Annotated in this window: 21 protein-coding genes; 12 read left to right on the forward strand and 9 right to left on the reverse strand. The window is 45.4% G+C overall.

All coding sequences use genetic code 11. The features are described from left to right. The first annotated feature begins 492 nt into the window (after nucleotides 1-492). Entirely contained in the window at nucleotides 493-2238 is a 1746-nt protein-coding gene (gene gldG, locus OP864_RS16490; protein WP_270099242.1) for a gliding motility-associated ABC transporter substrate-binding protein GldG, read from the forward strand. Nucleotides 2239-2300: 62 nt separating this feature from the next. Here gldG and OP864_RS16495 read toward each other — a convergent pair whose 3' ends face one another. Continuing rightward, on the reverse strand, nucleotides 2301-4070 hold the full coding sequence (locus OP864_RS16495; protein ID WP_270099243.1) for a T9SS type A sorting domain-containing protein: 1770 nt from the start codon (nucleotides 4068-4070) through the stop codon (nucleotides 2301-2303). Between the two features lie 407 nt (nucleotides 4071-4477). On the opposite strand from OP864_RS16495, the gene OP864_RS16500 reads away from it, so the two are divergent. Both OP864_RS16500 and OP864_RS16505 read left to right on the forward strand, forming a co-directional pair. After that, the gene (locus OP864_RS16500; protein ID WP_270099244.1) at nucleotides 4478-5914 is read left to right on the forward strand and encodes a hypothetical protein; all 1437 of its coding nucleotides are present in this window, start codon (nucleotides 4478-4480) and stop codon (nucleotides 5912-5914) included. Nucleotides 5915-5923: 9 nt separating this feature from the next. Then, on the forward strand, nucleotides 5924-7081 hold the full coding sequence (locus OP864_RS16505; protein ID WP_270099245.1) for an N-acetylmuramoyl-L-alanine amidase family protein: 1158 nt from the start codon (nucleotides 5924-5926) through the stop codon (nucleotides 7079-7081). Nucleotides 7082-7468: 387 nt separating this feature from the next. Here the strand turns inward: OP864_RS16505 and OP864_RS16510 are convergent, their stop codons facing one another. Next, complete coding sequence (locus OP864_RS16510; RefSeq protein WP_015694465.1) at nucleotides 7469-8554, reverse strand: LptF/LptG family permease; 1086 nt, start codon at nucleotides 8552-8554, stop codon at nucleotides 7469-7471. A 6-nt stretch (nucleotides 8555-8560) separates the two neighbouring features. Further along, nucleotides 8561-9691, reverse strand: coding sequence for a tRNA guanosine(34) transglycosylase Tgt (gene tgt, locus OP864_RS16515; RefSeq protein WP_349294461.1), 1131 nt, complete (start codon nucleotides 9689-9691; stop codon nucleotides 8561-8563). A 38-nt stretch (nucleotides 9692-9729) separates the two neighbouring features. Between tgt and OP864_RS16520 the strand changes: the two genes are divergently transcribed. The 4 genes from OP864_RS16520 to OP864_RS16535 all read left to right on the forward strand — a co-directional run bounded on the left by OP864_RS16520 (nucleotide 9730) and on the right by OP864_RS16535 (nucleotide 13056). Next, entirely contained in the window at nucleotides 9730-10824 is a 1095-nt protein-coding gene (locus OP864_RS16520; protein WP_270099247.1) for a glycosyltransferase, read from the forward strand. Further along, the gene (locus OP864_RS16525) at nucleotides 10821-11426 is read left to right on the forward strand and encodes an RNA polymerase sigma factor (RefSeq protein WP_015694468.1); all 606 of its coding nucleotides are present in this window, start codon (nucleotides 10821-10823) and stop codon (nucleotides 11424-11426) included. The genes OP864_RS16520 and OP864_RS16525 overlap by 4 nt, the downstream gene beginning before the upstream one ends. A gap of 373 nt (nucleotides 11427-11799) precedes the next feature. Continuing rightward, entirely contained in the window at nucleotides 11800-12231 is a 432-nt protein-coding gene (locus OP864_RS16530; RefSeq protein ID WP_270099248.1) for a proline and serine-rich protein 1 family protein, read from the forward strand. A gap of 111 nt (nucleotides 12232-12342) precedes the next feature. After that, entirely contained in the window at nucleotides 12343-13056 is a 714-nt protein-coding gene (locus OP864_RS16535; RefSeq protein ID WP_270099249.1) for a class I SAM-dependent methyltransferase, read from the forward strand. Between the two features lie 345 nt (nucleotides 13057-13401). On the opposite strand, the gene OP864_RS16540 is transcribed toward OP864_RS16535, so the two are convergent. The 4 genes from OP864_RS16540 to OP864_RS16555 all read right to left on the reverse strand — a co-directional run bounded on the left by OP864_RS16540 (nucleotide 13402) and on the right by OP864_RS16555 (nucleotide 18989). Further along, a complete protein-coding gene (locus tag OP864_RS16540) occupies nucleotides 13402-14475 on the reverse strand; it encodes a ligand-binding sensor domain-containing protein (protein ID WP_270099250.1) in 1074 nt (357 codons plus the stop codon). Between the two features lie 218 nt (nucleotides 14476-14693). Continuing rightward, complete coding sequence (locus OP864_RS16545; protein WP_270099251.1) at nucleotides 14694-16532, reverse strand: purple acid phosphatase family protein; 1839 nt, start codon at nucleotides 16530-16532, stop codon at nucleotides 14694-14696. A gap of 261 nt (nucleotides 16533-16793) precedes the next feature. Beyond that, a complete protein-coding gene (locus OP864_RS16550; protein WP_015694476.1) occupies nucleotides 16794-17213 on the reverse strand; it encodes a BrxA/BrxB family bacilliredoxin in 420 nt (139 codons plus the stop codon). Between the two features lie 75 nt (nucleotides 17214-17288). Next, nucleotides 17289-18989: a S41 family peptidase gene (locus OP864_RS16555; RefSeq protein ID WP_270099252.1), complete on the reverse strand. Its 1701-nt coding sequence runs from the start codon at nucleotides 18987-18989 to the stop codon at nucleotides 17289-17291. A 160-nt stretch (nucleotides 18990-19149) separates the two neighbouring features. Here OP864_RS16555 and OP864_RS16560 point away from each other — a divergent pair, with 160 nt between their 5' ends. Together OP864_RS16560 and OP864_RS16565 are read left to right on the forward strand one after the other, a co-directional pair. Further along, nucleotides 19150-19995, forward strand: a complete 846-nt coding sequence (locus tag OP864_RS16560; protein ID WP_270099253.1) for an N-acetylglucosamine kinase — start codon at nucleotides 19150-19152, stop codon at nucleotides 19993-19995. A gap of 10 nt (nucleotides 19996-20005) precedes the next feature. Further along, nucleotides 20006-20488, forward strand: a complete 483-nt coding sequence (locus OP864_RS16565) for an Lrp/AsnC ligand binding domain-containing protein (RefSeq protein WP_270099254.1) — start codon at nucleotides 20006-20008, stop codon at nucleotides 20486-20488. On the opposite strand, the gene OP864_RS16570 is transcribed toward OP864_RS16565, so the two are convergent. Together OP864_RS16570 and OP864_RS16575 are read right to left on the reverse strand one after the other, a co-directional pair. After that, on the reverse strand, nucleotides 20485-20976 hold the full coding sequence (locus OP864_RS16570; protein ID WP_015694480.1) for an acyl-CoA thioesterase: 492 nt from the start codon (nucleotides 20974-20976) through the stop codon (nucleotides 20485-20487). The two genes, OP864_RS16565 and OP864_RS16570, sit on opposite strands and share 4 nt — an antisense overlap. A 193-nt stretch (nucleotides 20977-21169) precedes the next feature. Next, entirely contained in the window at nucleotides 21170-21667 is a 498-nt protein-coding gene (locus OP864_RS16575; RefSeq protein ID WP_270099255.1) for a hypothetical protein, read from the reverse strand. A 446-nt stretch (nucleotides 21668-22113) separates the two neighbouring features. On the opposite strand from OP864_RS16575, the gene OP864_RS16580 reads away from it, so the two are divergent. The 3 genes from OP864_RS16580 to OP864_RS16590 all read left to right on the forward strand — a co-directional run bounded on the left by OP864_RS16580 (nucleotide 22114) and on the right by OP864_RS16590 (nucleotide 24247). Further along, the gene (locus OP864_RS16580; protein ID WP_270099257.1) at nucleotides 22114-22869 is read left to right on the forward strand and encodes an MbnP family protein; all 756 of its coding nucleotides are present in this window, start codon (nucleotides 22114-22116) and stop codon (nucleotides 22867-22869) included. Between the two features lie 96 nt (nucleotides 22870-22965). Further along, nucleotides 22966-23250 (forward strand): hypothetical protein, encoded by a 285-nt coding sequence (locus OP864_RS16585; RefSeq protein WP_270099258.1) that lies wholly within the window; start codon nucleotides 22966-22968, stop codon nucleotides 23248-23250. Nucleotides 23251-23254: 4 nt separating this feature from the next. Then, nucleotides 23255-24247, forward strand: coding sequence for a cytochrome-c peroxidase (locus tag OP864_RS16590; RefSeq protein ID WP_270099259.1), 993 nt, complete (start codon nucleotides 23255-23257; stop codon nucleotides 24245-24247). Nucleotides 24248-24285 lie beyond the last annotated feature (38 nt).

Here is a 24285-nt window from a genome sequence, read left to right on the forward strand (position 1 = left end):
GGCCTCCGCCTCGCTTCGGTCGTCGGCGGTTACTCCCTTTGGTCGTCGAACTGCGAACTAAAGTTCTTGTTGTCGTTCCGCAGCTCGCTGCTGTTTTGGGGCCTCCGCCTCCCTTCGGTCGTCGGCGCTACGTTCCGCAGCTCGCTATTCGCTCGGCCCTGCGCAAAAAAAACAAGTTTTTTTTGCTGGGTCTGGCCTAATGGCCACTGCTGCACATCGCTAGGCCAAAAGGCTCGCTTTGCTCGCCTTTTTTTGCACAACCCTCTTTTTTTCTCTTATTTTTTTCTTCGGCCCTCCAATTCTCTTTCAATTAGCGGCTTTCAATTAGTGAGGGGCAGAAAAATCAGTTTGATTTTTCTACCCCTTTTTTTCTTGGTCTTTTTCGCTAAGGAACAAATTTTTCAGAATCCCCAAAGGGTTGTATCTTGAGGCCCTTAGTATTTCTGAGCTCAAAATTTTGGGTTCTCTACAAACATCTCTAATTGTTATCCAATGAAATCTAAAAAAGCAGCGAACTCTCTGCTAAAATTTGCCCTTATGGCCGTCATCATTATTGTGTTGAATGTTTTGGGCAGCTTTATTTATGGCAAAATTGATTTGACCGAGGACCAGCGATTTACGCTCAATCCTGCTACAGCAGAACTTTTGGCCAAATTGCCCAATGATACGGCTTCGGTAAGCATTGAAATTTTATTAGACGGAGAATTTCCCTCTGATTTTCGCCACCTACAAAATAATCTCAAAGATTTAATGGGATTATTTAAAGAGCGTTCTGCCGGCATGCTCAATTATCGCTTTGTCAATCCCTTAGATGGTACAGAAGAAGAGGTAAAAGCCCTGCAAAAACAATTGGCCAAGCAAAAAATTATGCCGCTACAAATTAAAGATGCGCGACAAGGCCGAATGATTTTGGTTTTTCCTTTTGCTATCGTTCGCTCTGGCTACAACTTTGAAGTCATCAATATGGTAGAGCTAGGCGATGGCTATTATCAACCCAGCGATATTTCTGCTTCGATCAATAGTTTGGAGTATAAATTTGCGGCGGCCATCAAAAAATTGCAGCTAAAAAATAAACCTGTAGTCGCTTTTATCAATAATCATGGAGAATTGCCGCTGCGCCATATTTATGGCTTTGAAAAAGCACTGTCTGAAAATTATGGGACCAAACATGTGGACCTCTCTCGCCTCAATCAAATTGATTCTTCGGTGAGTTTGGTGGTGGTGGCCAAACCCAAACGAAAATTTAGCTATGATGATCAGTTTAAATTGGACCAATATGTTATGAATGGGGGCCGCATTCTTTGGATGATCGATGCCCTAGACATGGAAGATGATAGTCTAGGAAAAGCTAACGGCATTCATGTTCCTATGCCCAGAGAGCTCGATCTTCAGAAGTTGCTCTTTAATTATGGTGTTCGGGTCAATAATAATTTAATTGCCTCTTATGATGCCGCCGCTTTTGGCGGCCTACGATCTGGCCCCAACCAAAAATCAAATCCAAAATGGTTTTACTATCCTTTGGTCAAGCCTTTTGCAACGCCAGAAGAACGTTTAGAAACAGGAAAATCGGTCATTGACCACCCGATTGTAAAAAACTTAGATTTTGTCTTGACCAAATATCCCTCTAGTATTGATACAGTGGGGACAAAAACAAATGTAAAAAAGACGCCCTTATTAAGAAGTTCTAAATATAGTAAGCTACAATATCCACCTACTCGTATTGGCTTTGGCGTTATTGATCCTGCTATTGGACCAGAAGCTTTTACCAAAGGCTCGCAAAACGTAGCCATTTTATTAGAAGGAGAATTTGAGTCTCACTTTAAAAATCGCCTACCGCCAAGAGCCGAAGAAATTTGGAAAAAGGCGGGCAACTACCCCATCCGAATGAGCAGCCGCCCCAGCAAGATGATTGTTATCTCTGATGGCGATATTGCTTATAATAATTATCATGCGCCCAGCCAAAGGCATTATCCCTTGGGCGCAGGTTTTCTCCCCGATTTTGGACCAAAACTATTTGCCAACCAAGAATTTCTTTTGGCCTGCGTAGAATACCTCACGGATGACTCTGGCCTAGTCAATCTCCGCAATAGAGAGATTCGTTTGCGGCCCTTGGACCAAAAACGCGCCTTTGATCAAGAAAGTCTCTGGCAATTTATCAATCTGGGCCTTCCCCTAATTATTTTGGGCCTTTTTGGCTTGCTTTATTATTATTTACGTCGACGCAGATACACAAAATAAAAGCGCTAAAAAAAGCGAGCAGGTTTTCCTGCTCGCTTTTTTGCTTTTGTAGCAATACTTTTTTAAAAAATACTCAACTGTCCCTGATCGATCAATTTTTTATCGCTGCGCAAACGATAGATCAAAATGCCTTGGGGCAATTCGGGCAAACTCAGTTGAGCGCGGGGACCTTCGGTCCTTAGTTGGTGGAGCAATTGGCCCTCCAAATTGTAGATTTCAAAGACTAAAGGGCCTGTTTCTCCAGAAAGGAGCTCTACATTTAGGCTATGGCGGGCGGGCTGCGGATAAATTTTTACTTTTTGGGCCAAAGGAGCTGCCAATTCATGGCTATAACTACTAATAATAAAATTTTGGCCAAAAGTTCTATAAATCTGGGGCGCTGGCTGTTTGGCCAAACCATCCTCTACGGCCAAATATTGCTGATAAGCCAATTGGTTGAGGGCATTAGATTTAGGATAAAGCTGATAATTTACAAAAACTCGATCCCCTTGGACCAAATTATAGTTGCTAAAGCGAAAAGATAAAATTCCTTGCTGAGAAATACTCCAATCTAAATCGGTCAAACTATGAGCGGCCAACTGAAAACTACTGGGATCTAACCAAGGCGAAATAGTATCGACCAAAGTTAATACCGCAGTAGTATCTGTACCTTGTTTTTCATAAACCAATTGAAATTCTAGGGGAGTAAATAGCTCTACATATTGGTTAGTCCCATATCCTTTTGGAAAAGCCCGGCTAAGATTGCTTGATCTTTGGGCCTGACTTTCCTGGGCGTCATAAGCAATATGTGCCGAGGCATGATCCTGATAAAACTGCCCTGCAAAACCTGTATCATATCCTCCTTGTGCATCAGGTTTACAGCCTTCTAGGCTGGCCCAACTCATTTGACTAGAAATCAAGCGGTTATTTTGTGTTTGTGGCGCCTGAATGCGGTAAGTAGAACGCGTTCTTGTTGGAATAATAATCGTGTCGTTACTCAAAGAATCTAAGGTCCCAATATTGGGTTGGCTGTACATCACATCATCTTCGATAACGATCAGCGCTTGGTTATTTAGAGGCGCAACACCAATATTTCTGGCCACAAAGCGAATAGAATCGCCCAAACAATCGGCAGAAAGGGCTAATTCTCCTGCTGAGTAGTTATTGCTATGCGGTCCTATTTCTGCTCGGACCTTATGCATACTTCCTGGCTCATCATTACAATTTGTATTTACCGAAAAAGTAAAATGAAAGGCAGAATCTTGTCCTTGGCCCAAATAAGGCAAATTAAACTGATAGCGCTCATTTCCTAAGGCAAGCAGTTGTGTAGTTGCGGTATCCAAACTCATGCGGTTGCTATCCAGCTCTAGCAAAAGACTGGCGTTAAAAAGTGGTCTTGTGCCTAAATTGGCCATATAAACTTGATAATCGGCCTGTCCGCAATCAGGGATAAAATCTGTACTTAATTCTACAAAGGGAATTGCTCTATAGGTAGTTGTTTGGACCAAAATATCTACTGTATCACTTTGGCTGGGCTGTAAAACAGGGCTATTATTATAGCTACAAGCTGTATACAAATCGTGTTCGAAGGGAAAATGAACCTCTAGGTTATATAATCCGGCGGGCACATTGAAACTGTAATAGCCCGTGGCCGAAGTCGTTTCAAAATATTGTTGGCCAGATACAGAATCCGTTAGGGAAAGGAGAACTTTGGGAAAAACAACATCTAAAGCAGAGACTGTGCAGTTTTGGTCTTGATCCTGATACAAATTGCCGCTTAAGAATGCGTTTTGCGCTTGCCCTTGGCCCAGACAGGCAAAAAGAGCCAGAAGAAAAATTAGCTTGATTTTCATAAGATATTTTATTTTGCAGTGGAGGGGTAATTTATAAAGCTGTTCTTTTTAGCCAGACTAAAAAATTGGTTTCCCTTTTCTTTAGTGGCCTTACTTAAGACTACTTCCATATTACAAATAAAAGAAATCTTGAGTTAAGAGAGTGGGCCAGATTTAGACTATTGTCAAAAATGAAATTTAATTTTTAAGCTTTATACTTACCTTTGGCTAAATTTTGTCAAAAAGTAGTTTTCCTAAAAACGCTTAGATTTGGCCCAGCGCTGCGCAGCCGTGGCGCGAAGCGCCAGACCCAGTTTTTTGAGCGCAGCGAAAAAAACGCAGGGCCGAGCAGACCTGCGAGCGGCGCAGCATAGCGGCGGCCGACCTAGCCGAAGGCTAGCCGGCCGCGGGCCCCAAAATAAAAACAAATGTATAAATCAAAGTTAATTCATTTATTTGCCTTGCTTTCGGCCAGCCAGCGCTTGGGCCTCAGAAAATGGCTACAATCTCCGGCGCATAACCAGAGGGAAGATCTTTGGGCGCTTTGGCGCTATATGGAGGAGCAAGGGCCAGAGGCGCCGCCCAAATCTTGGGAAAAAGCGCGGGTATTTCGGGCCGTTTTTGGACGAACCTATAGTAAGGAAGAGGACTCGCTTTTGCGTTATGCCCAATCTTTTTTGTTGCAAGCCATAGAGGAATTTTTAATTGCCGAGCAATTGGAGGAGCAACCTTTATACAAGGCCGAACTTTTGGCCCAAGCCTATCAAAAAATTGGTTTGAGCAAGCATTTGAAGCAGCAAAGCCAAAAATGGGAGCGGCAATTGGAGCGACAATCTGAACGAGGAACCGCCTACCGAAAAGGGCAATATGCCTTGGCCAAATTGCGCTATCAGGAGGAGGCCAAAGCGGGAAAAAGTAGAAATGCGCCTAAGAATTTGCCCGCCTTGGGGCATTGGTTAGATAGCGAATATCGCTTGCGGAAATTGCGGCAAGCTTGTTTATTTTTGGCGCATCAGGCTGTCTATAAAACGCAATATGATTTTGGCTTACTGCCTGCTGTTTTGGCCCAAATTGAGGCCCATGAAGAACTATTAGAAGATAAAGCGCTGGCCCTTTATTACCATTGCTATCGTCTGCAATCCTCTTTAGAGGCCGAAGAAGATTTTCGGAAATTTAAGGCGCTGCTTTTAAGCGAAAAAAATATTTTGCCCGCCGATCAACTGCGAGAACTTTATCAATTGGGGATAAACTTTTGCACCAAGCAGGTCAATTTACAGCGGCCTGGCTACGAACAATACTTTGAGGAAATGTTTGCCCTTTATCGGGCTGAACTAAGCGAAAATTTATTGCTCGAACAAGGCCAAATTAGTCCTTTTGCCTTTAAAAACATAGTGAGCGTGGGCCTTTGGCTCAAGGCCTACGATTGGGTGTCCCAATTTGTTACAGCCTATGAAAACTGCCTACCTCAAGCCTATCAGGCTGCTTATGCCCGCTTTTCTTGGGCCAAACTCGCCCTCGAAAAAGAACAATATGAAAAAGCGCAAGAATTGCTTTTGCAACAAGAGTTTGCCGACCTTTTTATGCAGCTCAACGCCAGAGTAATGCTGCTCAAAATTTATTATGCGCTAGAAGAATTTGACCTTTTGGAGTCCTTTTTGGCTAGCTTTCGAGCCTTTGTCAATAGAAAAAAAAGAGCGCAAAAATTGCGCTCCTATCATCAGGAAAATTACCTCAATATTATTAGCTTCTGCCGCAAATTATTGCAGCTCAATCCCTACGACCGCCAAGAGAAAAAAAACTTACGGCAACAAATTGAAGATTGTAGCATTTTGACCGAAAGAAGATGGTTCCTTCAACAACTCTAATCCTTCATTATGAAATTATTTTTCGCCCCCCTTTTTCTTATTCTCCTCAGCCTGCTCCCCTTAAACGCCCAATCTTATTTGAGCGTAACCGCCAAAAGAGGCGATGGCATTTTGGTGCTTTTGGGCCGCTATGGCCTAGACCGCAGCCCTTGCAATCTCAAAAAGTTTTGCCAACTCAATAAGCTGAAAGAAACCGACTATTTAATGGTGGGCAAAAACTATAAACTCCCCATCTTAGAGTATAAATATAATGGCCGCTCCATTCGCTCTACTGTTGGAATTTCGAGCTGGCAAAGAGCCAAACAAATCGAACGCTACAATGAAAGTATGGAGCTTTTTCGCCTAAAAACGAGCTTCAAAAGCAAAAATGCGCCCCTTTGGTACCCTCATCATCTAAAAGCTTGTGCGGTAGACCTAGACAAACATGTCCCTAAAGGGCGACATTTTCCCATTTTAGGGAAAAACTTTGCCGATGTGCCTCTAAAAGATAAGCGCCTGGCGGGTGCTGTTTATTATTTAGTTTCTGGACATGGTGGGCCCGATCCTGGCGCGGTGGCCAACTACAAGGGAAAACCCATTTGCGAAGACGAATATGCTTATGATATTACCTTGCGTCTGGCCCGAGAACTGCTCTCGCATGGCGCTTTGGTCTACCTCATTGTTCGAGATGCCAATGACGGGATTCGCCAACTGGAGTATTTGCCCAAAGATGAAGATGAGCGCTGCTGGCCCAACGAATCTATTCCAAAAGGACAAAGTGAACGCCTCAGTCAACGCTCTGATGTGATTAACGATTTGTATCGAGAAAATTTGCGCAAAGGCCTTTACTACCAGCGTTTGGTCGAAATTCATGTTGATTCTCGTTCTAAAAAACAACGCATCGATTTATTTTTCTACCATTATCCCGAAAGTCTGCGTGGCCGAGAGCTCGCCCGCCGTTTGCATCAACATATTCGCGGAAAATACAAGCAACATCGGGCGTCTGGAGAGTATAAAGGCACCGTAAAAGCTAGGGATTTACATATGCTTAGAGAGGTCACTCCCACTCCCGTTTTTATTGAGGTGGGCAATATTCAAAACCCTAAGGACCAAAAGCGCATTTTGCTGCCCGCCAACCGCCAAGCCTTAGCCGATTGGCTAGCCGAGGGCTTGATCAAAGATTATTAGGCCTTGTTTTTTATTTTTTGGGGCTTGCCCGCCCTTTGGCCGGGCCGGGCTGGGTCAGGGCTCGCAGGTCTGCTCGGCCCTGCGCAAAAATGCTTCGCATTTTGCTGGGTCTGCGACTTCGCCGCCCCCTTTTCCATCCCTAAGCCTGCGGCCCTTCGGGCCTTTTAGGACCAAAGAAAAAAGGGGCAGAAAATATATCATATTTTCTGCCCCTTAGTCATTAAAAGGCCAAAGAATAAGGCCAAAAGCAAAAATGCAGTTGAGCGGCCTAGCGATGGTAGGCAGTGCGGCAAAGCCGCAGACCCAGGCCGTCAGGCCGCAGGGCCGAGCGAACAGCGAGCTGCCGAACGTAGCGCCCGCCGCAGGCGGGAGGCCCAAAAAAACGAACTATTTCTGCGCCTTACCGACCAGATAAAAAGCCACAAAAGTAAAGATGATATTGGGGGTCCAAACGCCCAAAAGAGGCGAGAGTCCGCCATGGGTAGAAAAGGTCATCGAAAACTTAGACATAAAAATATAGAGCGCGCAAACCAGCATGCCCATAACGATATGCATGCCCATTCCGCCTCGGGTTTTTCGGGCCGCAATAGACACCCCGATGAGCGTAAGAATTAGAATGCTGAAGGGATCGGCAGAGCGGCGGTGATATTCCACTTCAAAAACCGTGGTACTGCCTAGGCCTTTGGCTTTTTCCTGCTCGATATACTCCATAATTTCTCGGCTATTCATGGCATCCTTCAGGTTTTTTCTTCGGGCCAAATCGGCAGAGCTGAGCGGCAGTAAAGTATCCATTTTTGCGCCTTTCACAATCGTCTCTTCCATATCATCCACATAGCGGGCATGATAATTAATCAGCTCCCATTTATTGGGGTATTCGATCAATTTGATGCGGCCCGCTTCTAAGGTATAAGGGCGGTCTACCCCATTGCTATCGTAGCGAATCAGGGCAAAATTGCGGCCTGTACTATCTTTGCGGTTATAATGTTGGATATAAATTTCTTCTTGAGGGCTCACAAAAAGGTGAATATTATCTTTGGGGCCATCAAAATTATTTTTCCGAATATAAGTATTTTCAAATCGGGTGCGGCCCTTATTGAGTTCTGGAAAAATAAAGTGGTTGGCATAAAGATGAAAGCCGGCAATAATGGCCGCGCCCATCATAAAGGGCCGCAATAGCCGCCAAAAGCTAATTCCATTACCAATAATGGCAATGATTTCGGAATTGGCGGCTAGGCGGGAGCAAAAATAAATGACCGCAATCAGGGCATAGAGTGGAAAAAGCATGCTACTGATATAAGGCACAAAATTGAGATAGTAGTCAAAGACCACCTCGGTCCATTTTGGGCCATTGGCTAAGCTATCCACCTTTTCAGAAAAATCAATAACGACCGTGAGCATGCCCATCAGCAGAATGATAAAGAAAAAAGTGGCGAGATAGCGAAAAAGAATGTAGCGATCAATAATTTTTAGCATAAAAGGCTAGCGTTTTTGCTCTAAAATAGGCACCAATTCGTCTTTCCAAGCGCGGAAACTTCCATCTAAAATGCGTTCGCGGGCTTCTCGGACCAGCTCCAGATAAAAGCTGAGGTTGTGCAAGGTAGCAATTTGCATCCCCAAAAGTTCATTAACCGTAAAGAGGTGGCGCAAATAGGCTTTTGTATGTTGTCGGCTAGTGGGATTGGGCGCATCCTCATCAATAGGAGAAAAATCGTCCTTCCACTTTTTGTTTTTGATATTGAGTTTTCCTTTTCGGGTAAAAATCAAACCATGTCGAGCATTTCGGGTAGGCATTACGCAATCAAACATATCTACGCCCAAAGCGATACACTCCAAAATATTGGCGGGAGTTCCCACGCCCATAAGGTAGCGAGGTTTATCGGTTGGCAATTGGCTACAAACCAAATCCGTCATGGCATACATTTCTTCTTTGGGCTCTCCCACCGAGAGTCCACCAATGGCAATTCCCAAATCGGCATATTGGGCCACCGTTTCGGCAGATTTTAGGCGCAAGTCCTTATATACACTTCCCTGAACAATGGGAAAAAGCGACTGCGGATAGCCATATTTGGGTTCTGTTTCCTTAAAGCGAGTATAGCAACGCTTGAGCCAGCGGTGCGTAAGCTCCATAGATTTTTTGGCATAGCGATAATCGCAGGGATAAGGCGTACATTCGTCAAAGGCCATAATAATATCGGCCCCAATAGAACGCTGAATATCCATCACACCTTCTGGGCTAAACAAATGTTTGCTTCCATCAATATGAGAAGCGAAAGTAGCTCCTTCCTCTTTGATTTTTCGGCGGTGGGCCAATGAAAAAACCTGAAATCCCCCGCTATCGGTCAAAATAGGGCCCTGCCAATTCATAAATTGGTGTAATCCGCCCGCTTTTTCGAGCAGTTCGGTCCCTGGACGAAGATAAAGGTGATAAGTATTGCCCAAAATTATTTTGGCTTTAATATCTTCGCTCAGCTCTTTTTGATGAACCCCTTTTACGGTTCCGATTGTCCCTACGGGCATAAAAATCGGAGTGGGAATTTGGCCATGCGCCGTTTGTAGTGTCCCTACGCGGGCCTGACTGTGCGGGTCGCTATGTTCTAGCTCAAATTTCATTTCTGTATGCAACTCGGGCATGCAATTAAGTTTTTTTAATGATGTGGATCGCGCTCTCGGCTTTGGCTTTCATTTTTTTTGGGCTCCAAATGGGTTTTGCCTATCGTTTTTATCAATGGGCCAAAGCGCCTCAAACAAAGGGCTGCGAGCAGCTCCCGCCCTTGAGCATTGTCGTGCTAGCGCGTAATGAGGGCGCTAATTTACAGAAAAATTTACGGAAACTTTTAGCCCAAGATTATCCAATCTACGAGCTCGTCTGGGTAGATGACGACTCTAGCGACCAAAGTCCCGCTATTTTGGCCCAATTGGCCCAAGAATACCCTCAACTTCGCCCCCTTTTTTATCGAGAAAAAAAATATTTGGGCAAAAAAGAAGCCCCGCTCTGGGCCATCCCTCAAACTAAGTACGATTGGATTTTACTCACCGATGCCGACGGCCAAGCCGCCTCTCCGCTCTGGGCCAAAAAGATGATGCAAGCCCGGCCAGAAAATGGGCCCGGCCTCGTTTTAGGCTTTGGCCCCTACCTCTCCGAAAAAACTTGGCTCAATAGCTGGATCCGATACGAAACCGCCCTAGTGGCCCTGCAATATTTTTCGGCCGCCCATTATAATCAAGCCTATATGGGGGTGGGGCGAAATTTACTCTACCACAAAAAGGTATTTGAAGCCGCCGCCCCTGCCCTAGCCGCTAGCATCAATACCCCCTCTGGCGATGACGATATTTTGGTCTCTGCTGCCCAAAATTTCCCCATCCATAACTGCCTCGACCCAAAGGCCTTTGTCTATTCGGCCCCCAAAAAAACTTGGCGATCGCTTTTTCGCCAAAAACGCAGACACTACAGCAGCAGCGAGTTTTATCAAAACACAACCAAATGGATGCTCGCCCTCTGGTCGAGCAGTTTTTTGGGCCTGCCGTTTTTTTGCCTCGCTCTCTGCTTTGGCCCTTTCCCCTACCTCGCCCTACTTTGGCCCCTCAGAATTTTAATTTTTTATAGGGTTTGGCAAAAAACTTTGCTTACCTTAGAGCAAGAAGATTTATGGAGCCAACTTTTTTGGACCGAACTATTCGCCCTCCTCTATTACCCCTTTATGGCCCTCCAATTTTTGCGAAAAAAGCCCAGCTACTGGAAATGAAAAAACTATCCGATAGAGCAGCAGAAGATTACCGACTCGTTACCCTCGCTGTAGAAGAAAATGACCAAATGGCTTATGCCCAACTGATGGACCGCTACCGCAATTCCATCTTTCACATGATGCTCAAAATGGTCCGAAATAAAGATGATGCCGAAGATCTAACCATCGAAGCCTTTGGCAAAGCTTTCCGAAAACTCGATAGCTACAGCCCTAGCTATGCCTTTAGTACCTGGCTGTTCAAAATTGCTAGCAATAATTGTATCGACTTTATCCGAAAAAAAAGAATGAAAATGCTCTCGATCGATGAACCCATTTCCGATGAAGGGGGGGCCGATTATAGCAATAGCCTCAAAGCCGATTTGCTGGACCCAGAGGAGCGCTTCATCCGACAGCAGCGCCGACGCATTATGCAGGAACTGATGGAGCGCATGAGCGATAAATATCGCCAAATGATTGAGCTGCGTTATTTTGAAGAACTTTCTTACCAAGAAATTGCCGAACAACTCAATATGCCCCTGGGCACCGTCAAAGCCCAACTTTTTAGGGCCAAAGAGTTGCTCTACGATATCCTGAAAAATGCAAAAGCCCAAAGAGGTTTATAAAACCTGCTTTGAAAAATAGTCCCCGTCTTTCTCGCTTGCCGAGGAGGACGGTTTTTTTATTCCCTTGGGGCCCGCGGCCGCCCTTTTTCCTGGGGCGGCCGCCGCTATGCTGCGGGGCTCGCTATTCGCTCGGCCCTTCGCAAAAAAAGCTGCGCTTTTTTGCTCGCTCTGGCCTGACGGCCACCCCTCCGCAGCGCTGGGCCATTTGGCCTGCGGCCAGGGGCGGCTTCGCCCCCCCCAGTGGACCAAAATATCTCTCCACTATTTCCAATGCAAAAAAATGCTTTTATTTTTGGCATGCTCTTGGAAAACGGAGCCGCAGATTAACCTTAACTTTGACCTTATCATTGAACTTTTTCAAAAATTTACGCTCATGCGAATTTTTCTAACTTTTTTCAGCCTTTGCCTAATTATGGCCTCTTGTATTGTTGTCGATCCCTCCGCTATTGGTAATGGCGGTGGCGTTGTTTTGGGCGGCCCCGTGCCCGGCTATACCGGAAGAGTAGGCTGCAATGCCCCAATCACCAATAATCAATTTCAAAGAACACGACAAAATTTGGCCAGCTATAGTAGTAGCTTTGACCGCATGGATGTGGCCAAAGCACAAATTCCCCGAGAAGGCTGCTATACCGTCTCTCAAATTAGACAACTAGTTACCCTTTGGTCTAGCTCTTTTGACCGAGAAGAATTTCTGCATTTTGCCTATGACTATACTTATGATATAGATAATTATGTAGACCTTCAAGATGTTTTCACTAGTAGTATTGACCGCAAAGAATTTGTAGAGTGGTGCTACAACCGCTAAGCAAAAAGGACTAGCTCAACGCTAGTCCTTTTTTTTGTTAAAGCCTGCCCCTTTACTCACAGAAAAAAAAAGCAACTTCCTTATCTTTGGCCCATAACAAATGAATAAAATATGAAAAAATTAAGTTTAGCGCTGCTGCTTTTTGCCGGCGCTTGTGCTAGCCCCGCAGCAGAAGAAACAAAAGACAAAACCACCCAAAAAGAGCCCATGCAAGAAAAAAAGCATCATCACAAACATCATCATGGCTCGGCTAACGCACATATGCACAGCCAATCAATTGAAGAATTGGTGGAACGCTTTGAGTCTAAAGAAAGAGATGAATACCAACAACCCGCAAAAGTTTTGGATTATCTAGGCGATTTGTCGGGCAAAAAAATTATGGATATTGGCGCAGGCTCTGGCTACTTTTCTGTGAAATTTGCCGCCGCTGGCGCAGAAGTAATTGCCGCCGATGTAGACACTGGCTTTCAAAATTATTTGCAGAAACGCATTGCTGCCGATAAAATTGAAAATGTAGAGCTTCGCCTCATGCCTTATGAGACGCCCAAAATCAAGGATCAAGAAGTAGATCTTGTATTCATTAGCAATACTTACCATCATATTGAGGACCGTATTGCCTATTTTAAGGCAGTCAAAAAAGGCCTTAAATCCAATGGCGAACTCATTATTATTGACTTTTTTAAGAAGGAATTGCCTATTGGCCCCGCTATGGACCATAAAATTGCCAAGGAAAAAGTATTAGAAGAACTCAAAGCTGCTGGCTTTGTCAATTTTGAGCTAAAAGAAGAGCTGCTGCCTTACCAATATGTAATTAAGGCAAAATAAAATGCGCTACGCATTTTACAAACCCTAAGGGCCGAAGATATTTATCTTCGGCCTTTTTTTGCTCCAGTTGCTAATTGAAAGCCGCTAATTGAAAGGGCCGTTTGAGGGCCGAAGAAAAAAGCCCTGAAAAAACATAAAAGCTGTGCGGCCCAGCGCTGCGCAGCCGTGGCCGCAGGCCAGACCCAGTTTTTTGAGCGCAGCGAAAAAAACGCAGGGCCGAGCAGACCTGCGAGCGGCGCAGCATAGCGGCGGCCGACCTAGGCAAAGCCTAGCCGGCCGCGGGCCCCAAAAAACAGCAGTATAGAACGTTTTTTATAAAAAAATGAGCAAGGAAATTTACCCGCTCTAAAAACGTTCTGAAAAATGCTGCCCATCAAATTGATAGACTTTTCCATTACTAAAGCCAAAAAGTAAATCTCCATTTTGCTCTTCATAACAGCTGAGCGCCATTCCTACAGCCAAGTTTTTAGCCACTTTATACTGTTGAATATGCTCCCCATCAAAGCGCCAAAGACCAGTATCTCGGTCAGAAAACCAAATATTTCCCTTTTGGTCCTCCACAATAAGAAAAACAGATTGCAAACCTTTATTCTGAGCAAACGCCCTTTTTTCTGTATTTTCTCTAAAGGTTTTTATCGGCATCAGCAGCCCTTTTTCTCTTGAAAAATGCTGGACCGTATCGCCCTGCATACAGAAAACACCGATTCCATTATTGCCAATCCACAAACGTCCTTTAGTATCTTTCAGAATACTTCTGATGTGCAGGCCCTCTTCTGCTTTAAGGCCCAAAGCCTCATTATCAATTCGCCGAACGCCCTGCCCCTCATAAATAAAAGCGGCAGCATAACTGGCCCAATACAAGGCTCCATTTTTTCCTCTAGAAAAATCGGTTAGCGCATAGGCGTTATTAACATCTCGCTTGTCGCCCAAAGGGAAAGCCCAATAGCTTAATTTTTCGCCATCGTAGCAATAAGCCCCTTCTTTTGTCCCCGCATTAAACCAGAGGTCAAATTGGCCAAAATCTTTCTCTTTTAGCGCTGGCGCCCAACTATTTTCTACTAAGCGAATAATTTTTCCTTGCTCATAACGGCATACCCCCTGAGCCGTGCCAAAATAAATTCGGCCCAATTGATCTTCCTGTATAGAACGAACTTGATTATCGGCCAACCCCTCAGAAACAGCAAAGTATTCAAAGGTTTTTCCATCATAACGGCAAAGGCCCTCTTTTTGACTGCCCAACCAATAATTTCCGCTGCGATCCCGATGTATAGCTGTAATTGCAGAGCTAAACTTTAGCCTAGGCTTTGGAACAACAGCAGTCGTTTTTTCTTCTTTGCTGCTAGGTACTTTCTGTTCTGCGCAAGAAAAACTTAGACAGAACAACAAAGAGAGCGCAATTATTTTAGCGTTTTTTTTCATTTTCTTTTTTTGGGGCTTGCCCGCCCTTTGGGCGGGCCGGGCTGTGTCAGGGCTCGCAGGTTTGCTCGGCCCTTCGCAAAAAACAAGTTTTTGCTCGGTCTGCGGCTGCGCCGCCCCCTTTTCCATCCCTAAGCCAAGTCGCTACGCTCCTTTGCGGCGGCTTCGCCGCCTGCTAAAACTAGAAAAAGGACCAACTATGAGCGAATAAAAAATTTATCTTAGGGAATATATAAGCGAATCGCTCTTTTTTCCAATCGGCCATTATAGCTAATCTCTAAAAGATAATCTCCTGTTTTTAGACCTTGAATATTGAGCTCCACCTCTTGTTTGCCTGCGCCAAGGGCCATCGTATAACGTCTTTGGCTAATTCTATTTACATCAAAAAGCTCGAAGCGGACTTTTTCTTCGGCTTGATGCAAAGAAAGAGGAACCGCTAATTTTTTGCGCAACAAATTGACAGACAGAAGCGGGATGCGTTCTTCATTTTCTTGGCTTGCTTTTACCAGCAGTTCTTGGCGGTCCAATAGTTTTCCATCTTCATCCAAAACCGAAATGCGATAATAAGACTGCTGGCTTAGGGGGCGGTCCTGAATATCGGCAAATTCGTAGTGGTTGGGCAGTTCTTCTGAAGGGCCAGCCCCTTCCAAATTGGCCAAGGTAGACCAATAAATTTTATTGTGAGAATGCTGAATGAGGAAGCGATAATTTTGCCCTTCATATTTGCAGGCCCAAAACAGGCGCAGGCGTTGTTGTTCGGCCTTGGCCTTTAGTTCCATTAAAGCAGTTTTGGCCTTATCGGTCGGAGGTTTATAGCGCAACAAATAATTATTGGCCAAATCAATATGGTCTTCTTGATGGGGTTGCCAAAGCATAATATTTTTGGGCATGCTAAAGCGGCTATCATCACCTAAATAACCAATTAGGCTAGCATTATCTGATTTGACGGTGCGAATTTCAATATTTTCTAGGCTCACAAACAACCATTTCACTTGATTGAGTTTGCCTGCGGCTCTGGTCCAACTTTTTGTGTCATCGGCATTGCGGAGGGGGGCGCCCCAGCCGCCTTCACCAATATAGACCACTCCATTTTTATCATCTCGGATAAAGCCTTCTTCATGGCCCTCCTCTTGGCTGTAGCGAATGGGCCAAGTATATTTAGAGGTATGCGAATCGCATTCTAGGGCCAATTGCACCCCATAGCGCTCAAACAAAGGGGCCCAAGCCATGGCCAACTCCTCTTTCTCTGATTTTCGCTTCACATGAGGGCGCATAGGATGATGATATTGGGCAAATCGCCAGCCATGATCCTGATGTTCGGCCAAATCCTCGGCCAACCATTCGGCCTGCAAGCCTGCGGCGGGCATCATACTATTTAAGGTATACAAGCGCATGAGATTGCCGCCCAAACTCAGTGCATAATAAGCCTTAGGATTGGGCAAATCAAACAACTTATATAAGGTTTCATTAGAGAGCTCGTGGTTTCCTCTGGCCACCACCATAGCCGTAATGCGGCCATCGGGCGTAATGGTTTCCTGCCAATCGTCTAGCCAGCCCTGCCATTGTTTGGGCGTACCCAAAGCAGTCATATCTCCAGCAAAAACCACCAAATGCGGGCGCAAGCGGGCCACCAAGCGGTTCGCATTTTTTCTGGCCGCCTGATAATTTCTAGAATCTCCCCCGGCCACAATAGAGAGCCGTTCTTTGGGGGAATTGGGCAAAGTTTTAAAGGAATAGCGTTGGCTACAGCCCTCTTCATCGCAAACCACAAAATAGTAATTGGTATTGGGTTGCAAATCGGCCAAACGGGCAAAGTAGGTCAGCATGCCCTTTACCTTATAGCTCTTTTGGGGAATTTGTTTGAGGGGGTAAGCCTTGGCTTTTTGGCCCAAATCATTGGGGCCATAATAGAGCACGGGCGCCTTGCCAGAGGCTTGTTCCCAACCAATACTAATACTTTGGCTGGGGTCTTGGCGCAAAACGGCCCGAAAACGGATGGGCTTGGCCCAAGAAAAAGAAAAACTGAAGAGAAAAAGGAAAAATAAACAATATCGCATCATCTGATTTTTATTGAACGATTTTTTGCGTCTAGAGGCGAGCGCAGCGAGCCGGCTTAGGGATGGAAAGGGGTGGCCGAAGGCCAGACCCAAGTTTTTGAGCGCAGCGAAAAAACTGCAGGGCCGAGCGAGCAGCGAGCCCCGACCCAGCCCGGCCCGCCAGAGGCGGGCAAGCCCCAAAATATGCACAAAGGTAGTCAAAAACGCATAAAAAAACCCAAGTGCTTGAGTTGAGCGCTTGGGTTTATCGGGCAAAAAAAGAGCTTAATCGCAAAAGCGTTCGATAGCGGCCTTAAGATTGGCGGCGATCATTTCGGCTGTACTGCCCTCGATATGGTGACGTTCTAGAAAATGGACCAACTTCCCATCTTTGAAGAGCCCCACAGAAGGCGAAGAGGGAGGATAAGGCAACATAAACTGTCGGGCCGTGTCTACGGCTTCTTTGTGCACACCGGCAAAAACGGTAACGGCTTCGGTGGGTTGCTTGCTCGCTTGGGCGAGGGCCAACTTTACGCCGGGGCGGGCATTGCCAGCGGCGCAACCACAGACAGAATTGACCACGACTAGAGCGGTTCCTGATTTTTGGCCCAAAATGGCCTTTACTTCTTCGGCAGTTTCTAGTCCTTTAAAGCCATGATCGGTAAGATCTTTGGCCATAGGTGTAGTCAGATGTTCTGGATACATACGATTATTATTTTCGATTGAATAATATTTGATTGGAGAGGGCAAAGATAGAAAAGATGTGCTAAAAATTGCCCTTTATTCTGTTTTCAAACCCTTAACGGCAGCTTGGAGCATGGGATCTTCTTTGGCCATGGCCTTATAAAAATAGGCTTCGCCAAAGAGTTGTTCGGCCAAATAGCCTTTGATATAGCGCTTGAGGCTGCTTTGGCTTTTTTGCCAGGCGGCGGCATCAAATTGCAAATCTTTTTGCTCCGTTAGATACTGCTGAAAAGCCTGCATAAGCTCTTCGGAAGGCTGATAATTTTTGAGGAAACCCTCTGCTTTTTGGCCCTCAAAAGTTTGGAATCGCTGATCGAGATAGCGATAAACAAAGGCGGGCAAATTGAAGCGGGCATTGACATAAAAATCATTGCGGTTAAGGCTATCGAGAGGCACAAAAATATCGGGGATGATTCCGCCACCGCCATAAACCAAGCGGCCGCCCGTTGTTTTATAGACCGTAGAGTCTAGCACTTTAATGCTATCTTTTTCATAAAGTTCACCAGATTTTAGGCGGCTTTCAAAATCTTGATCGTAACCTGCTTCATCGCCTTTTTTGTAGGGGCGTTGAATCAGGCGACCCGAGGGCGTATAATAGCGAGCGACCGTAAGGCGAAGAGCAGATTCATCGCTCAGGCCGTATTGTTCTTGGACCAAACCCTTACCAAAAGAGCGGCGGCCCACAATAATGCCGCGGTCGTTATCTTGGATAGCGCCCGCCATAATTTCTGAGGCGGAGGCAGAGCCTTCATCGATCAAAACTGCAACTCGGCCCACCTTAAAAAAGCTGCGGCCAGTAGATTTATATTCTTTGCGTTTGTAGCTACGGCCCTCGGTATAGACCAAAAGTCGTTTATCCTTAAACAATTGATTGAGGATTTCGGTAGCTTCCTTGAGGTAGCCGCCTGGGTTTTGGCGTAGATCAATAACTAGATCTTCCATCCCTTCTTCCTCTACCAAAGGCTCTAGGGCCTCCATAAACTCCTTATAGGTTTTGCTGCTAAAGCGGCTAATTTTGATGTAGCCCGTTTTATCGTCCCACATAAAACCGGCATCGACACTTTTCACGGGAATCTCGCCTCTTTTGATGGCGATATTTAGGGGGGCGGTTTCTCCTCTTCTCAAGACGCTAATATTTACGGTAGAGCCGGCGGGACCTTTAAGGCGCTTGACAATTTCCTCATTGTCCAATTTTTGGCCTGCAAAAAGGCTATCATTTACTCTCAGGAACTTATCGCCTACTTTTAGGCCGGCCTGATCGGCGGGGCCATCTTTTAGGACCGTTGTAATAGAAACCGTATCATCGAGCAAGAAAAACTCTACGCCAATGCCTTCAAAGTTGCCTTCTAGAGATTCGTTGACGGCCTGTAGTTTTTGGCTGGGAATATAATTAGAGTGCGGATCGAGCTGGTCCAAAATCGCTTTAATGGCGGCATCTTCTAGCTCGCCCAATTCTACGCCCTCCAAATAGCGGGCATCGACAAAGCGGAGCACCTCTTCTACCTTCCCATTAAAGCGGCTAATATCGCCCGAATGAGGACTATCGGCATCAAACTGATAACTTGGGCGACTAGGTTGGCGCAAAAGCAGGCCCATAAATAGCCCCAAGGCTAGGCAAATACCAATGAGGGCGGGCAGCCAGATTTGAACCTTTTGTAGAAAAGAAAGAGGACCGTTGGAAGGAGCGTGCTGAGACATAAACGATTTGAGATGAGGGTGGAAAACTAGTTGGGCCAAAGATGGGGGCGTTTTATAGAACAAGCAGAACTAAAAACAGTTCTTTGGCAACCAAAGCACAAAGAAAATGAAAAAAGCCCTATTTTTTTATGCTAAAATTTATAATTTCGGCGGCTTTTCCCCTTTTCCCATTCAAAAACAGCCTTAACCCCTTGAGCCTATGCAGATAATAGCCGATAGTGGATCAACAAAAACAGATTGGTATTTTTTGGCCCAAGATGGCCAGTATAAACAGATGCAGGCCATGGGCATGAACCCCGTCAGTTATAGCCAAGCCCAACTAGAACAAAGCCTAGCGCCCATTGTTTTGGCCCAAAAAGGCCAGCCCATCTCTGCCATTCATTTTTATGGGGCGGGTTGCGGAGCCCATGAAGCCGCTAATAAAATGCAAAAAATTTTGGGGCAGGCTTTTCCACAAGCCAAAGAAATAGAAGTAAAATCAGACCTTTGGGCTACAGTTAGAGCATTTAATAGGCCGCCAAAGGTTGGTTTTTATTGTATTTTAGGCACAGGCAGCAATGCCTGCTTTTTTGATGGCGAAACCATCCAACAACTGCGGCCCTCTTTGGGCTATTTGTTGGGAGATGAAGGCAGCGCTAATGCCCTAGGGAAACAGCTCATTAAAGACTACTTTTATAAAAAGATGCCCGCTGATTTGGCCCAAGCCTTTGCGCAGGACTTCCCCATCCTTCAGGCGCCCAACTTTATTGCCCAACTCTATGCACAAGAGCGACCCAATGCCTTTTTGGGGCAGTTTTCTCGATTCTTATCCTCATACAGAAGGAATATTTATGTAGAAAAGACCTTAAATTCTCATTTTTCGGACTTTATCTGCCAGCAGCTACTTATATTTGAGGCCGCAAAAAACGCCCCCCTCTATTTTACAGGCAGTATTGCTGCGGTTTTTGCAAAGGAACTGCAAGCAGCCCTTGCTGCTGCCCAATTATCCAAAGCCAGCATATTAGCCAATCCACTACCTCAACTTCTCCATTATCATTTGACCTAAAGTACTACAGATGCAGGGAAAGAAAGAAAACATTGATGAAACGGACCGAAAGATCCTCAACATTTTACTCAAAGACGCCAATACTTCTTATGTAGATATTGCCAAACGGATACATGTATCTCCGGGCACCGTTCATGTTCGCATGAAGCGCCTGGTCCGTATTGGATTGGTCAAAAAGGCTTTTTTGAATGTAGACTACAATAAATTGGGCTACGATATTTGTGCTTTCTTAGGCATTCATCTAGAAAACAGCTCTTTTTATAGCCAAGTGGTTGATGCCCTCTACCATATCCCCGAGGTCGTCAATGCACATTATACCACAGGCAATTACAGCATTTTTGTTCGCATTATCTGTAGAGATACCGAGCATTTGCGAGAGGTCTTACACGAAAAGATTCAGGAAATAGATGGGGTGCAACGCACCGAAACCTTTATTTCCTTAGAAGAGAGCATCCACCGCACCATTTCCCTAGAAAGCAGGGAGGAGGTTTAGGCTCCGGTTTGTTCTTTTACATAGGGCGACATTTCTTCCTGAATGCGCTGTCTATGTTCCATAAGGCGCTTGGCATAGTCCTCAAGCGCCTTATCTTTTTCTGTTTTGGGGGTCCATTTGGGCACCGCTACGGTTTTGCCATTTTCGTCTACGGCCACAAAAATAATAATGCAATGCGTGGTCTTTTTCCAGTCGCCTTCTCGCAGGTCTCTAGAATAGACATCTACGGCAATATGCATAGAGCTACTGCCCGTATAAATTACCTTGGCCTCTAGACGGACCCTTTGCCCAATCTGAATGGGCCGATAAAACTGAATTCCCCCCACATAAACGGTTACACAATAATGCCCGCTCCAACTAGCGGCACAGGCATAACTCACTTGGTCAATCCATTTCATGACGGCACCACCATGCACCTTGCCTCCAAAATTTACATCGGTAGGTTCGGCCAAAAAAGTAAAGGTGGTTTTTCTTTCGTTTGTTGGCATATTTTTCTGTTCTAAAGATAATTTGGGGCTGCCCCTCGCCTATCGGCTCGGGTCGGGCTGTGTCGCAGCTCGCAGGTCTGCTCGGCCCTGCGGGCTTTTTCGCTACGCTTCAAAAGCCCTGGGTCTGGCCCTTTGGGCCACTGCTATCCATCCCTCAGCCGAATAGCGCCTGGCTGTTGGGCCAAAAAATTAGTTAATCGAGCTCGCTCCATTCGGTCCCCGGAATCTCTCCGGCAAAAACAAGGCGGTTTTCATGCAACCAAGCCCGAATTTTAAAGCCTTGGCGAGAATCAAAAAGCCATTCGCTGCCGTTATTACTATTGGGCTGGCCCAAAAGGCGCTCGGCTTCTTCTTTCATATAGTTTTTGTCTTGGTACTCGACCAAAATTTCATAGAGCGGCTGCGGCGAATCGCTATCCATATAATAAAAGACTCTTTTGATGCTATCTCGGCCAATTTCTTCATAAAACTCTTTGCGGAAAGAAAGGGCATCTTGCACATAATTGATGGGCGCCATTTTGGGCCGTTTAGTCTGCAACTCTTTCAAGCTCATATTGAGCACAATATTGCCCAGCTCGGCAGGCAGATAAAAATTGGGCCTTTTTTGCTCTACTGTGACCGGCTGGGGCTTTTTGCAAGCCGTAAGGCTAAAGAGCAGAAAGAGAAAGAAAAAAAGGCTGATATTTCGCATAACTGGCAGGTTTTATATAACAAATGTCACTAATAAGAAAATTGAAAAAAACTATCTTTATTGAGAGCAAAAAAAGATTGTGAAATGCTTATTCCACCCACTATATTTGCCCTTGTCAGGGGCCGAAAGATAGGGATTTTTGTCGATTGTTTTCACAAGATAAAATAAAAGCTCAGACAAGAAGCGCTAGCCCAAAGCCCAGCTGCAAATGCCCCGAAGGGGCAAAACGGCCCAGCGCTGCGCAGCCGTGGCCCAAAGGGCCAGACCCAGTTTTTTTGAGCAAAGCGAAAAAAACGCAGGGCCGAGCAGACCTGCGAGCGGCGAAGCATAGCGGCGGCCGACCTAGGCGAAGCCTAGCCGGCCGCGGGCCCCAAAAAAAGAAAATTATGGTTCTTCTATAAATATAAAAGCGCCTACATTTAATCACTTATTTAATTTACCAACTTATGTTTAATCTACTGTCTAAATTTAGCCTAGCAATTGCTGCTTTTGCCTTGGTTTTTTCTATGGGCTCTTGTAAAAAAGATGAAGAGGATACAGCCACAGATACAGACCTCAGCATGCATTTGCACTACAAAGTAGGTACAGAAGACTTTGCCTACGACCAAGTATATACCATTGATGGTGTAGCCGTGAAGTTCACTTTGGCCCAGTTCTATGTTTCTGGAATCAATATTATGAATGATGCTGGCGAGATGCACAGCTTTGATGATCTTTTCCTTTTGGCCAAACCCAGCCAGATGGACTATGCCCTAGGAACTGTACCCGCTAGCTTTGGCGACCACCTACATATGGTTAAATTTAACCTAGGGGTGGACTCAGTAACCAACGGCCAAACTGAAGCTGATTTTACTAGCCGTGATGCCAATGATCCTTTGGCTGCTCAGAGTCCTCGTATGCACTGGAGCTGGAACTCTGGTTACATCTTCATGAAGTTTGAGGGAGAAATCGACACGGACGGTGACGGTACTACCGATAGCACTGCATACTGGCATGTTGGAAAAAACAACTTCTTGCGCGCTGTAGAATTGACTGCCCATGAAGACATGGAAGAAAACCACACCATTAATGTAGCGGTTGACCTTTCTACTATTTTCACCAACACTAACTTGGCTACCGACTACCAAACCATGACTATGGACAATATGCCTTTGGCTACTAAAGTGGCTGACAACATGGCTACTGCCTTTGGTGTAGAATAATTGGATGCTATTCGTTTGATGATAGACTGAGGTTGTACTTTAGTCATCTGGCCAGAGCGGGCGTTGGCCTGTTCTGGCTTTTTTAATTTTAGAACTATGACCTATTTATTGTTAGCGCTTTTTGCTGTTGCCCTTTATGCGGGAACGGCTATTGGAACAAAGATTTTATTTTTGCTTTTAGAGAAAGAAGCCCCCTTGCCGGCCACTTCTTTTTGGCTGATTCATTTCTTGATGCTCGCCTTTTCTTCTTGGGCCATTTATGCCGTCAATAGTGGGCAATCTTATGAATTGGCCCTAGGATTTTTGGGCCTCTCTATGGCGGTTTTTATGGGCCAACTGCTCAAAATTCGCCAAATTTTACTTCAACTGGCTAAAAAATAAGCCTATGCGATACCTCCCCCTCTTATTCCTGAGTCTACTGCTGCTGAGCAGCTGCCAAAAAGAAGAAAAAAGCTATGCCCTAGATCTGCCGCCCGGTTTTCCAGAAGTAGATCTGCCTGAGGACAATCTGCCCACGCCCTTAAGGGTAGAATTGGGCAAGCGGCTATTTTTTGACCCCATTTTGTCTAGAGATTCTAGCATTTCTTGTGGCTCTTGCCACTTTAGAAGATTGGGTTTTGCCGACGATCGAGTAATTTCGCCAGGTATAGAGGGGCGCTTGGGCTTTCGCAATGCGCCCATTTTGACCAACCTCATTTATCGAGAAAACTTTTTCTTTGATGGGGGTGTCCCCAACCTAGAGCTACAAGTAGTGGCCCCAGTAGAAGATGAAAACGAGATGGATTTTCATTTGGGAGGCGTAGTGGAGCGGCTCGCTCGACATCCTGAATATGCCGCCCTTTTAGAAAAGGCTTATCCGGGAAAACCCCTTACTTTTGCCTTTACCCGTGCTATTGCGAGCTACGAAAGGACACTACTCACTGGCCAATCTGCCTTTGATCACTACTATTATCAGGGTGATAGCAATGCCTTGGATAGCCAAGAAAAAAGAGGTTGGCAGCTTTTTCAGGACAAAGGCTGTAGAGATTGCCATAGCGGCCCCAACTTCTCCAATGAAGAATTTGTTAATATTGGCCTTTATGCCGATTATGACTATAATGGTGACCCCGGCCGCCGAAGAGTGACCGCCTTAGATAGCGATATTGGCAAATTTAAGGTCCCTAGCCTTCGCAATATTGCCCTTACGGCCCCCTATATGCACGATGGCAGTATGCAAAGCCTTGAGGAAGTGGTGGATTTCTTTGCCTCTGGCGGAAAAGCCCACTTTAATAAAAGTCCCCAAATGCAAGCCTTTACGCTATCGGCCCAAGAAAAAGCCGATTTAATCGCCTTTTTGGAAAGCCTAACCGATTGGGAGTTTGTGCAGGGAACAGACTAAAAGAAAAAGGGCCGAAAACTTATGGTTTTCGGCCCTTT

This window comes from Saprospira grandis (genome assembly GCF_027594745.1).
Lineage (GTDB): Bacteria > Bacteroidota > Bacteroidia > Chitinophagales > Saprospiraceae > Saprospira > Saprospira grandis.

Bases quoted from the DNA above. Each gene is read 5' to 3' on its own strand.
- gldG (WP_270099242.1), top strand. From the start codon at position 493: ATGAAATCTAAAAAAGCAGCGAACTCTCTGCTAAAATTTGCCCTTATG.
- OP864_RS16495 (WP_270099243.1), bottom strand. From the start codon at position 4,070: ATGAAAATCAAGCTAATTTTTCTTCTGGCTCTTTTTGCCTGTCTGGGC.
- OP864_RS16500 (WP_270099244.1), top strand. From the start codon at position 4,478: ATGTATAAATCAAAGTTAATTCATTTATTTGCCTTGCTTTCGGCCAGC.
- OP864_RS16505 (WP_270099245.1), top strand. From the start codon at position 5,924: ATGAAATTATTTTTCGCCCCCCTTTTTCTTATTCTCCTCAGCCTGCTC.
- OP864_RS16510 (WP_015694465.1), bottom strand. From the start codon at position 8,554: ATGCTAAAAATTATTGATCGCTACATTCTTTTTCGCTATCTCGCCACT.
- tgt (WP_349294461.1), bottom strand. From the start codon at position 9,691: ATGAAATTTGAGCTAGAACATAGCGACCCGCACAGTCAGGCCCGCGTA.
- OP864_RS16520 (WP_270099247.1), top strand. From the start codon at position 9,730: ATGATGTGGATCGCGCTCTCGGCTTTGGCTTTCATTTTTTTTGGGCTC.
- OP864_RS16525 (WP_015694468.1), top strand. From the start codon at position 10,821: ATGAAAAAACTATCCGATAGAGCAGCAGAAGATTACCGACTCGTTACC.
- OP864_RS16530 (WP_270099248.1), top strand. From the start codon at position 11,800: ATGCGAATTTTTCTAACTTTTTTCAGCCTTTGCCTAATTATGGCCTCT.
- OP864_RS16535 (WP_270099249.1), top strand. From the start codon at position 12,343: ATGAAAAAATTAAGTTTAGCGCTGCTGCTTTTTGCCGGCGCTTGTGCT.
- OP864_RS16540 (WP_270099250.1), bottom strand. From the start codon at position 14,475: ATGAAAAAAAACGCTAAAATAATTGCGCTCTCTTTGTTGTTCTGTCTA.
- OP864_RS16545 (WP_270099251.1), bottom strand. From the start codon at position 16,532: ATGATGCGATATTGTTTATTTTTCCTTTTTCTCTTCAGTTTTTCTTTT.
- OP864_RS16550 (WP_015694476.1), bottom strand. From the start codon at position 17,213: ATGTATCCAGAACATCTGACTACACCTATGGCCAAAGATCTTACCGAT.
- OP864_RS16560 (WP_270099253.1), top strand. From the start codon at position 19,150: ATGCAGATAATAGCCGATAGTGGATCAACAAAAACAGATTGGTATTTT.
- OP864_RS16565 (WP_270099254.1), top strand. From the start codon at position 20,006: ATGCAGGGAAAGAAAGAAAACATTGATGAAACGGACCGAAAGATCCTC.
- OP864_RS16570 (WP_015694480.1), bottom strand. From the start codon at position 20,976: ATGCCAACAAACGAAAGAAAAACCACCTTTACTTTTTTGGCCGAACCT.
- OP864_RS16575 (WP_270099255.1), bottom strand. From the start codon at position 21,667: ATGCGAAATATCAGCCTTTTTTTCTTTCTCTTTCTGCTCTTTAGCCTT.
- OP864_RS16580 (WP_270099257.1), top strand. From the start codon at position 22,114: ATGTTTAATCTACTGTCTAAATTTAGCCTAGCAATTGCTGCTTTTGCC.
- OP864_RS16585 (WP_270099258.1), top strand. From the start codon at position 22,966: ATGACCTATTTATTGTTAGCGCTTTTTGCTGTTGCCCTTTATGCGGGA.
- OP864_RS16590 (WP_270099259.1), top strand. From the start codon at position 23,255: ATGCGATACCTCCCCCTCTTATTCCTGAGTCTACTGCTGCTGAGCAGC.